Source organism: Methylophaga sp. (assembly GCF_965655755.1).
Taxonomy (GTDB): domain Bacteria; phylum Pseudomonadota; class Gammaproteobacteria; order Nitrosococcales; family Methylophagaceae; genus Methylophaga.
Window position 1 is genome coordinate 28126 of record NZ_CBFHHW010000025.1, and the last position, 11207, is coordinate 39332.

8 protein-coding genes and 2 tRNA genes are annotated in these 11207 nt (G+C 45.7%); 6 read left to right on the forward strand and 4 right to left on the reverse strand.

Annotated features, from left to right (window positions below; genetic code table 11):
• Positions 1-127: 127 nt before the first annotated feature.
• The 4 genes from ACTF5U_RS09170 to mfd form a co-directional block, all read right to left on the reverse strand.
• On the reverse strand, positions 128-1120 hold the full coding sequence (locus ACTF5U_RS09170; RefSeq protein WP_438971327.1) for an alpha-L-glutamate ligase-like protein: 993 nt from the start codon (positions 1118-1120) through the stop codon (positions 128-130).
• Positions 1120-2628, reverse strand: a complete 1509-nt coding sequence (locus tag ACTF5U_RS09175; protein WP_438971328.1) for an inactive transglutaminase family protein — start codon at positions 2626-2628, stop codon at positions 1120-1122. Before ACTF5U_RS09175 ends, ACTF5U_RS09170 begins: the two co-directional genes overlap by 1 nt.
• 11 nt (positions 2629-2639) lie before the next feature.
• The gene (locus tag ACTF5U_RS09180; protein ID WP_438971329.1) at positions 2640-3464 is read right to left on the reverse strand and encodes an ATP-dependent zinc protease family protein; all 825 of its coding nucleotides are present in this window, start codon (positions 3462-3464) and stop codon (positions 2640-2642) included.
• A 338-nt stretch (positions 3465-3802) separates the two neighbouring features.
• On the reverse strand, positions 3803-7264 hold the full coding sequence (gene mfd / locus ACTF5U_RS09185) for a transcription-repair coupling factor (RefSeq protein WP_438971330.1): 3462 nt from the start codon (positions 7262-7264) through the stop codon (positions 3803-3805).
• Between the two features lie 144 nt (positions 7265-7408).
• Between mfd and ACTF5U_RS09190 the strand changes: the two genes are divergently transcribed.
• From ACTF5U_RS09190 to ACTF5U_RS09215, 6 genes are all read left to right on the forward strand, one after another.
• Positions 7409-7615 carry a hypothetical protein gene (locus ACTF5U_RS09190; protein ID WP_438971331.1) on the forward strand — a complete coding sequence of 69 codons (207 nt, stop codon included), beginning with the start codon at positions 7409-7411 and terminating at the stop codon, positions 7613-7615.
• 11 nt (positions 7616-7626) lie between these two features.
• Positions 7627-9468, forward strand: a complete 1842-nt coding sequence (gene uvrC / locus ACTF5U_RS09195; RefSeq protein WP_438971332.1) for an excinuclease ABC subunit UvrC — start codon at positions 7627-7629, stop codon at positions 9466-9468.
• A 50-nt stretch (positions 9469-9518) separates the two neighbouring features.
• A complete protein-coding gene (gene pgsA / locus ACTF5U_RS09200) occupies positions 9519-10076 on the forward strand; it encodes a CDP-diacylglycerol--glycerol-3-phosphate 3-phosphatidyltransferase (protein WP_438971333.1) in 558 nt (185 codons plus the stop codon).
• A 38-nt stretch (positions 10077-10114) separates the two neighbouring features.
• Positions 10115-10190: transfer RNA gene (locus tag ACTF5U_RS09205), tRNA-Gly, on the forward strand.
• Between the two features lie 67 nt (positions 10191-10257).
• Positions 10258-10331 (forward strand) — tRNA-Cys (locus ACTF5U_RS09210).
• Positions 10332-10639: 308 nt separating this feature from the next.
• Positions 10640-11207, forward strand: a 568-nt coding sequence (locus ACTF5U_RS09215; protein WP_438971334.1) for a PAS domain-containing protein, incomplete at its 3' end; no start/stop codon positions are given.

An 11207-nucleotide genomic window follows, 5' to 3' on the forward strand; every position in this document is an offset into this window, starting at 1 on the left:
AAACCGAGACTGCTCAAACCCAGAAATAATGAAACACCCAGTATAATCGCATTAAAAGATCCTTTTTCCTGCATGATGCGCTCCTGTAAAGTGGGCTCGATATGGCGTCCTGAAACTATACCAATAATCAGAGCTTACGTGAAAAGTGTTCCCGGGCGAAGTTTACACGTTGCTGCACTGTCATTTTGTGCTTATGGCCCAACGCTTCAATTTGTCTTAACCGCGGTAATAACCCTTCACCATTGGCGACCTGAATACTCAGGCCAGGCCGTGCATTGAGTTCTAACATCATTGGGCCTTTTTGTCGGTCCAGAACGATATCCGTTCCCAGATACCCCAATCCTGACATTTCGTAACATGATACAGCCAAGTCCAGAAGTTGTTCCCAGTGGGGCACTTTCAGGCTCAGCAAGTTTGTGCCTGTGTCTGGATGTAATAAGATCGGACGGTCAAACTGGACCGCACGCAATGCTCTGCCATCAGCGATATCTAAACCCACACCCACAGCGCCCTGATGCAGATTCGCTTTGCCATTCGAGTCTGATGTTGATAGTCGCATCATTGCCATCACCGGGAATCCTTTGAATACGATTACCCGTGTATCTGGCACGCCTTCGTAGGTGAAACCGGTGAAGCAGTCATCAAACTCAATAAGCGATTCAATGATCGCGACATCGGCACGGCCCCCCAGAGAAAACAAACCGGCCAGAATATTGGAAACATGTCTTTCCAGGTTACTTAGACTGACTGTTTGCCCATTGGCTTTGTGATAACCCTCTTCATCATTGCGAGTGATCACCATGATGCCTTTACCACCCGAACCATGTGCGGGTTTGATACAAAAGCTGGGACAATGAATAATGAAATCAATTAAATCAGCCACTTCATGCTGTTCACGAACAACACCAATCAAATCAGGTGTTGTGACTCCATGGTCTAAGGCGATTTTTTTAGTCTGTAACTTGTCGTCAACCAGCGGAAACAAATGGCGTGGATTGTAACGGCTGATATACGAAATATTCCGTCGGTTCATACCCAACACACCTTTTTGGGCGAGTCTACTGGGGTGAACATAACGCTGTTTGGCTTCCCGCAGCCAATTAATCAGAGGGCCACTCATTATTTATCCTCGACCATCGGCTTAAAGCGTTTCAATTCCAACAATCGGTAACCGGTGTAATTGCCCGCCATCAATACCAGGGCCATTAAAATCAGCTGAACACCAAGAAAGTTAAAGGTGATATGACGGATCCATTCATTATTCATTGCAAGATACGCAATTACAGCTACTAATAGTGAACCTCCACCCTGTATGAAGACCTGATGGGGACCTTCTTCTTCCCACAGTACCGACATGCGTTCAATCGTCCAGGCCAGAATAATCATCGGGAAGAAGGTGACTTTCATGCCCTCTGTTAAACCCAGTTTATAGGCGATGATTGAGAATATCGCGATAATGCCTATCACCATAATGATGACGGCAGATATCCGTGCCACCAGGAGAAGGTTGAGATAGGACAGATAAGAACGGATCATCAAGCCCGTACCCACAATGAGTAAAAAGCCGACTAAACCAGTAACCAAACTGGTTTGAATAAAGGCCAAGGCTATCAATACCGGCATGAATGTACCTGATGTTTTTAGGCCGACCAGAATACGCATCAACACCACCATTAATACGCCCACGGGAATTAATAAAATGCCTTTGAATAAGGCTTGTTCTTCCAATGGCAGGGTGTAGAGCGAAAAATTGAGTACTTCGCTGTCCGCAAACTTTTGGTTTAACGCGACCCCAAAGGGTTGTTCTTGCTCAATCATTGAGAACGTGACATCTGAATTCACACCACCAACCACTTCTAAAACTGGTTCGGAGTGGTATTCCCATAACAGAAGATTTTCAGGGCGTCCACGCTCTCCTGTTTCTGGATTGAACAATTCGTACTCTTCACCTTCAAAGACCTGAAGATAATCAACGAGCTCTTGTTGACGGCGTCCGTCTTCAAGTTCTAAAGCATGAATCTGACGGGCTGGAACGCCGGCTTTGTGTAAGAGTTGTACAATCCAATTCAACTGTGGCTTAAGTTTAGCCAGCAATTGGGCATTTTGTGATTGATTCTTAAACTCCTGAATCAGTTCTCGCGCCAGTGTATAGGGGCTGGATGAGCGCTCCTGAGCACGATCCAGTAGTTGATCTGCAGCGGTGGCATAAGGCTCTTTTTCGATATTGACTTTGAGTGAGGGTGGTTTGCTGGTTTCCGGGGGAATAGCATAAGGATCAAGCAGCATATCCACTTTGTAATAAAGTGTTTGCTCACCGGAGGCTTTGCGGATTGACCACAATGCACGTTGTCCGCCTGTTTCACGTTCTGAAAACGATAAGCCATAGCCAGGACTAGCTGTTTGCTGATTTAACTGCGTAAACCCTGGTTGCGTATCAGGGATAGCCAAGGATGCCAATATTTCTCCACCCATCGCATCAAGCTCGACTTTAGCTTCAATCGACCAGGTCTGGCGTGTTTCACCAGGAAGCCACGGAATATCATAAGTGTAGTGTCGATGTAATGAGAGACTGACACCGGCTAGAATAAGCAAGCCCACCAATAGGTAAAAAGGTTTGCGTGATACCATCTCGGAGTCCTTTATTTTTTATTCGTTTTACTGACAGATTTTGGTTGGGTTAAATCTTTCAGGATTTCAGGTTTTGGTTGAATATTGTCTTTTGCGACATCAACAACGGCGATATCCTTAAGAAATTCACGGCCCAAAAGAATCGGATAACTCATTTGAGTGCGATCGGTCAAAGTAAATTCTGCAATTTCAGTCATGTTACCCATGCGGATGGTCAATGACGCTACGGCCCGTCGATCAAGTTCATCAGTCGATGCTTGGCGAATTTTGACATATCGCACCAGCGGGGCTTCTATTTCATAGCTGTCATCACTGTCATCAGGCGTCATACGAAATCGAACCCAGCGCTTACCATCTTTCTCGAAGGGTGTAATATCCAGTGCACTGATAGATGAAGTTGTGGCCCCTGTATCGATACGGGCTTCATAAACACGGTTCAAAGACTCAATCCATAACCACTCGACTTGACCGACAACCATTTTATTACCCAGCTTATTATTACTGGTCGGCATAGACGGGCATTCCGCTGTTTTACTGGCAGCGGCCACAACTTGTTTCGTTGGCAGCTTATCCAGCTTTTGATTGATCGTGCCTAGCTTTTCGTCTATCTGCTGGTGGTTATTTTGGAGTTTTTGGAATTGCTCGGTATTTTTTTGCTGCTGATCCTCCCAGGCCTGACATTGCTGCTGCATTGTTTTAGCCAGTCTCATTTCAGTTTCATTGAGGGCATTGTTTAACTGTGTCGGGCTGACAGTGGGGGGGGGAGGAGTTCGGTTAATGCAACCGCTTATCAGCATGCTCAATATCATCAGAAGAGGGAAAAAAGTTTTAATCATGTGATTCCTGTTATAGATGAAAGAGTATGAAACAGCCCAAAAACAACTGCTTATTGTAGCAGAGAGTTTAAGATTAAATATGTGGTGTGATTTGAACTTTAGCCCTGTGTCATATCTCTGATGATTCATCTTTGTTGGTGAAGCTGTGCTGAAGTAAAAAGACTATTATATTTCCGTATTTTGCTCTAGGGAATACATACGGCAATATAGCTTGTCCCCTCAATTAACCCGCTTAGTTACTGTTTTTCTGTACTCTGTTCAATAAGGTTATTAAAGACATGAATGCCGGGATGCTGGCATATTTCTACTTTATGGCGGATAAATGTGAGTCGCCATAACTATTTTCCAAGTAAGGCATCCAGAAGTTTATCCAGCACCACAATACGTTCTTCAGCTTCTGGCATATCTTCAGAAAAGCGTAGTTTATCCTGACCATCGAGTTTGAACTTCTTGGGCTGTTTCTGGATTAGATCGATAATGGTCATTGGATCGATATTCGGTTCTTGTTCGAATATCAAACGACCACCGGCATCATAGACATCGATTTTTCGTATACCGATAGTTTTGGCTTTAAAACGAAGCTCATGAATAGCAAACAAGGTTTTCACTTGTTCGGGCAATAAGCCAAACCGGTCGATCATTTCAACCTGTAATTCATGCAGCATATCGTTATCGGCTGCAGCAGCAATGCGTTTGTAAAGTACCAGGCGAGTGTGAACATCAGGCAGATAGTCTGATGGAATTAATGCCGGTACATGCAGGTCGATTTCAACAAAGTGCCGATCCTGGTTGGTTAAGCTCGGCTCTTTGCCGGATTTCATGGCTTTTACTGCACGTTCCAGCAACTCATTATAAAGATTAAAGCCAATTTCATGCATCTGACCACTTTGTTCATCGCCCAGTAATTCACCGGCACCACGAATTTCCATGTCATGCGTAGCGAGCGTAAAGCCTGCCCCCAGATCTTCAATTGATTCGATAGCCTCAAGCCGTTTAACGGCGTCTTTCGTCATCACTTTTTGTGGTGGTGTTATGAGATAGGCGTAGGCACGGTGATGTGAGCGTCCGACACGGCCACGAATCTGATAAAGCTGTGCCAGACCCAGCTTGTCGGCCCGGTCGATAAAAATAGTGTTGGCAGAGGGCACATCGATACCGGTTTCGATAATCGTGGTGCAAACCAGCACATTAAAGCGTTGATGGTAGAAGTCGAGCATCACCTGCTCCAGTTCGCGTTCACGCATCTGGCCATGGGCAACGGCGACTTTCGCCTCGGGCAATATTGCTTCGATTTCTCTTGCTACACGTTCGATATCTTCAACTTTGTTATGAAGAAAGTAGACCTGTCCGCCCCGTTTTATTTCTCGCAGAATGCCTTCGCGAATTTTTTCACTATCCCATTGCATGACAAAAGTCTTAATTGCTAAACGTCTGGCAGGAGCTGTCGCAATAATTGATAAATCCCGGATGCCTGAGATCGACATATTCAATGTACGGGGAATCGGTGTGGCGGTTAAAGTCAGCACATCAATCTGACTACGGTATTTTTTGATCTGTTCTTTTTGGGTGACACCAAAGCGATGTTCTTCATCGAGTACGAATAAGCCAAGCTGTTTCGGCTCAATATCCTGCTGCAATAATTTATGCGTACCGATAATAATATCGGCCTGACCTTCTGTGATGCCTGATTTGACTCTATCAAGTTCTTTTTTGGAGCGAAAGCGAGACAAGACTTCCACTCTGACTGGCCAATCGGCAAAACGATCTTTGAAGTTTTCATAGTGCTGCTGAGCGAGCAACGTAGTAGGGACCAGTACTAAAACCTGTTTACCGGAATGAACAGCAAGAAAAGCGGCGCGCATAGCAACTTCAGTTTTACCAAAGCCCACATCACCACACACCAGTCTGTCCATTGGCTGTTCCGACAACATGTCTTTAGTGACCGCATCAATGGCATCTTGTTGATCGGGCGTGGGTTCAAACGGAAAAGCCGCAGCAAAAGCGGCATAATCATCGCCCGGCGTGGCCATTGGTGTTTTCTTGTTTGCTGCCCGACGGGCGTATATGTCGAGTAACTCTGCTGCGACATCACGCGCTTTCTCCGCAGCCCGTTTACGTGCTTTTTCCCACTGACTGGTACCGAGTTTATGCAAAGGTGCCAGTTCCGGTGCTGCGCCGGCGTAACGACTGATGAGATCGAGCGAAGCGACAGGTACATACAACTTATCGCCTTTTGCATATTCCAGCGTCACATATTCGGTCGTGATATCACCAATGTCGAGCGTTTGCAGACCTAGATAACGACCCACACCGTGATCTTCATGCACCACCGCATCGCCCACCGATAACTCAGCGAGGTTGCGGATAATGGCATCAGTATCACGTTTTTTTCGGCTCCGACGGCGACGCTGCATTACCTGTTGCCCGAATAGCTGTGGCTCTGCGATGACAGCAATATTCTGTGCGGGCAGAATCAGCCCTTGTTCCAGGGGGGCGACGGTGATGGCGAGTGTGGCATCACTAGCGATGAACTCATCCCAGCTTCTCACGGTGGTGAGATGTATATCTTGCTGGCGGAGTAGGTCGAGCAGGGTTTCACGGCGGCCTGCACTCTCAGCGGCAAGCAAAATACGACCATCAAATTGTTCAATAAAGGTCTGTAATGCCTCACAAGGTTTATCCTTGCGGGCATTCATGGTGAGTTGCGGTGGAATCAAGCTGGCGTAATTCTGATGACCGGCTTTGTCTTCATGTTCGAAACTTTGCAGTTGCAGACGCTGGTAGTTTTTAAATTGACCAAACAAATCCTCGACTGGGACAAACACACGTTGTGGTTCGAGAAGGGGTCTTTCAATATCTACCCGGTGTTGTCTGTAACGTTCACTGATTTCCTGCCAGAAACCCTCAGCGCCATGATGTGGGTCGGCCACATTCACAATCAACGTGTCATCCGGCAGATAATCCAGTAGAGTGCTGGTTTGCTCAAAAAACAGTGGCAGGTAATATTCGATGCCGCCGGGCACATTGCCATCGCTGACTTCTCGATAGATATAACTGCGCAGTGGATCGCCTTCAAACTGCGTTCTGAATTGCTGACGAAACAACTGGATGCCGTCTTCGGTCATCGGAAATTCACGCGCTGGGAGCAGACGGATGGTGTCAATATTTTCTATTGAGCGTTGTGTTTCCGGATCGAATGTCCGCAGGGTATCGATTTCATCATCGAACAGATCGATACGATAGGGCAGTTTACTTCCCATTGGATAGAGGTCGATAATTGCGCCACGGACGGTGAACTCACCATGTTCCATGACCTGTGACACATTACGGTAACCGGCTTTTTCGAGTTTCCGGCGCCAGTTGTCAATTTCGAACTGGTCGCCGATCTGCAGCATCAGGGTATTGCTTTCGAGAAACTCGCGTGGCGCGATACGCTGCATTAGAGTGGTAATAGGAACGAATAAGATGCCTTGCTGAAATAAGGGCAGTTGATGCAGCGTCTCCAGCCGCTCAGAAACAATATCCTGATGCGGGGAAAAGGTGTCGTAGGGTAATGTTTCCCAATCGGGGAAGTGCAGAATAGGGCGTGAATCGTTGCCTAAATAAAACCGGGCTTCCAGTTCGAGTCGGTGCGCTGTTGCCATATCATCAGTGACAACCAGTAATGGCCCCTGATGTTGCTGTGTCGCTCTAGCCAGCAATAAGCCCTGAGCACTGCCATATAATTGACCTGCATATAGCGCGGTTTTGTTATTGGCAGGAAGTGATGGCTGAAGCAGATTTGGCTGTTGTTTGGACACGAGTCTACAGTTGTTGAAAAAAAGCGTTATTTTCACATAAAAAGACAAAGTCTTGTCAGCAACTTCAAAACAAGGCTACATTATCCCTGCTTTTTATAGGTGAAAAGCTAATCGGATATACTAGCAATGGTGCAGGAGAGTAAAATGGTCAAACGAACAGAGAACGTCGTATTGTTAAAAGTCATTGGTAGCTGTGAGCTTATTGCGGCTCTGGCAATGTTTTATTTCTTCTACGAAGACGTTCCGGCCATTATTGGCGGTCTGATTCTATTAGGCTTGTCAGTCAATAGCTTTGTGCAGGCGCACAAGTGCTACAAGCGCCAATACAAACCAATCAATTACAAAGAATAGTCCCCAGCATTATGGCTGAAGCAGAAACTACCCAAACAGCAGAAAAATTCGACTCAGCCGCTTTTTTGAATAATTTGACAGGACGTCCCGGTGTTTATCGTATGCTCGACAGCACCGGAACTGTCATTTACGTAGGCAAAGCCAAAAATCTGAAAAAGCGGGTATCAAGCTATTTCAGAAAAACAGGTCTGACAGCCAAAACACAGGTAATGGTTGCGCAGATAGCGGCGATTGAAACGACAGTTACACACACTGAGAATGAAGCCTTAATCCTCGAGAATAATCTGATTAAGGAATTGATGCCGCGTTACAACATTCTGTTACGTGATGATAAAAGTTACCCCTATCTGTTGATTTCCGGTGATACTTTTCCACGCCTGAGCGTGCATCGTGGTGCCAAACGTAAAGTAGGAAAATATTTCGGCCCTTATCCCAGTGCGGGTGCTGTTCGAGATAGCTTAAATCTCTTACAAAAGCTATTCCCTGTGCGCCAGTGCGAAGACAGCTATTATCAAAATCGCTCCCGGCCCTGCCTGCAATATCAGATTAAACGATGCACTGGTCCGTGTGTCGGTCTGGTGTCTGAAGAAGAATATAAAAAAGATGTAGAACACACCATTATGTTTTTGGAAGGCAAAAACCAGCAGGTGATGGATGACCTGTCAGCTGAGATGGACGCTGCCTCACAAAGACTCGATTTCGAGCAGGCAGCGGCGATTCGCGACAAAGTGATCGCTTTACGCAGGGTTCAGGAGCGTCAGTATGTGAGTTCTGAGCAAGGAGAGTTTGATGTTCTGGCGGCGATTGTCAGAGACGGTATGGCGGTGGTGGAAGTCTGCTTTATTCGTGGAGGACGAAACTTGGGTAGTAAAAGTTACTTCCCCAAGGGATCGGCTGACAGTTCACCGGAAGAATTACTCACTGCCTTTATTCCTCAATATTACCTAGGTAAAAACGTACCAGGTGAAATTCTGTTAAGCCATGAAGCGGATGACTTGGCTTTACTACAAGAGGTTTTAGAAACTGAGTCGGCTCACAAGGTCAGTCTGCGACAACCCAAAAGAGGGCAGGGAGTGCGTTGGATGCAAATGGCAAAAACCAACGCTGAAATCAGTTTGACGCAGCGGCTGAGCAGTCGATCGAATCTATTACAACGATTTGAAGTATTGCAGGAAGCACTGGAACTGGATGAACTACCCAAACGAATTGAGTGTTTTGATATCAGTCACACCCGGGGTGAAAAAACGGTCGCTTCATGTGTCGTGTTTGGCTTGGAAGGGGCAATTAAAGCCGATTACCGTAAATTTAATATCGAAGGTATCACTGGCGGTGATGATTATGCGGCAATGAATCAGGCTTTGACACGTCGCTTTACCCGCTTGCAAAAAGGCGAAGGAAAGCGCCCTGATCTACTATTGATTGATGGGGGGAAAGGTCAGATAAAAGAAGCGCAGGAAGTGCTGGAAGAACTTAACTTGAGTGATTTGCCGATATTAGGTATTGCTAAAGGACCCGAGCGAAAACCGGGTGAAGAAACGCTGTTTCTCGTCGGCCGTGAGGGAGAGGTGACATTAGCGGCAGAATCACCGGCTTTGCATTTACTGCAACAAGTGCGTGATGAGGCCCACCGTTTTGCTATTACCGGTCATAGACAAAGGCGCGCCAAAGCCCGCAATACCTCGACACTGGAACACATCGAAGGGCTCGGACCCAAACGCCGACAAAAATTATTACAGCAATTCGGTGGTATTCAGGAAGTGAAACGAGCCGGGGTTGAGGACTTAGCCAAGGTTGATGGCATCAGTAAATCACTGGCTCAGAAGATCTACGATGTGTTTCATGGCGACAAATAAGTCTTTGTTAGTGCTAACATAACGACGATTTAAATTTTCAAGTGACTACCATGCTGAATTTGCCCAATATTTTGAGTTTACTGCGTATTTTTCTGATACCTGTACTTGTCATACTGTTTTTCCTGCCAAACGAATCTGCCACAGTCTGGGCAACGCTTGTTTTTGTTATTGCTGCAGTAACAGATTGGCTTGATGGCTATCTGGCAAGAAAATTAGATCAGACCTCATCCTTTGGAGCATTCATTGATCCGGTAGCCGACAAACTTATTGTGGTTGTCGCCTTGATCATGATTGTCTATAAAACGCCCACTTGGTTTATTTTGATTCCGGTAATTTTAATCATATCCCGCGAATTAATTGTTTCCGCATTACGCGAGTGGATGGCTGAACTAAACGCCAGAAATGTAGTGAAAGTGTCCAGTTTGGGTAAGTGGAAAACGACCTTTCAGATGATAGCCATTGGCTGCCTGATTTTCTATAACTCCTTATTCGGATTACCAATATTTGAGATCGGCATTGTACTGCTCTATGTGGCGGCGTGGCTCACTTTGCTGTCTATGTTTAACTATCTGCAAGCGGCATGGCCGATGTTGCGTGATAAGGGTTGACATTACATTTGAAGTGCCTATAATGCACCACTTCCTAAGCGGGAATAGCTCAGCTGGTAGAGCACAACCTTGCCAAGGTTGGGGTCGCGAGTTCGAATCTCGTTTCCCGCTCCAGAATTAATAAAAAGCCGCGGTCAGTCAAAGTTACTACTGCGGCTTTTTAGTTTAAAATGCCCTCAAAGGCTGAGTGGCAGAGTGGTCATGCAGCGGACTGCAACTCCGTTAACGCCGGTTCGATTCCGACCTCAGCCTCCATTTCTATCTCAATCTCTATACACGCAGTAAAAGTGAATTTTACATCCCAATTTCCAGAGTACGTCAGTCTCATTCCTGTGCTCCTGAAAAAGAAACGTTGATCGTTATTGATCCTCACTTTTAATGATCAATCGTCTGATATTCCTTTTCCCCATAAAATCGTAATCTTATTCTGAGGTTAGGTCACGTTTCAATATTTCTCTCCGTAACGCAGGTATGCACAAAATAAATTCACTTGATGCTATAAAGTTATAGTAAAAAAAGCCGAAACAGTAGCTAATACGTAGGCATTACTAGGCGAATATAAAATGAAAAAAAACCTCCCGGTTACTGACACTGAAGTTAAGTTTACCCGGCCGCTCATTTCGACAACGGATCTGAAAGGTATCGTTAATGGGTTTAATAAAGATTTCATTGATGTAAGTGGGTTCGATGCAGATGATCTGATGGGCGTAAATCACAACATCATCAGACATCCGGATATGCCGCCAGCCGCATTTGCAGATTTATGGAAAACAGTCAAAGACAAAAATCACTGGATGGGGATTGTAAAAAACAGAACCAAGTCAGGTGATTATTATTGGGTTGATGCCTACGTTACGCCTATATTTAAAGGTAACGAGGTTATTGGCTATGAGTCAGTGCGTTCCGTGCCTTCTGAAGAGCGGGTATCGAGGGCTGAAAAAGTATATAAGCAGATTAATGCAGGTAAAAAACCAAAGTTGGGTGGGCCATTAACTAACCTGTCTATAAATACGAAGTCCAACCTGAGTATTATCTTTTCACTCATCACAACGATGTTGTTGATGATGTTATTACCTGAACTTGACGCTGCTTTACCGCTGACAGAAGTTGTCAGTGTATTGGGTGGCGGCT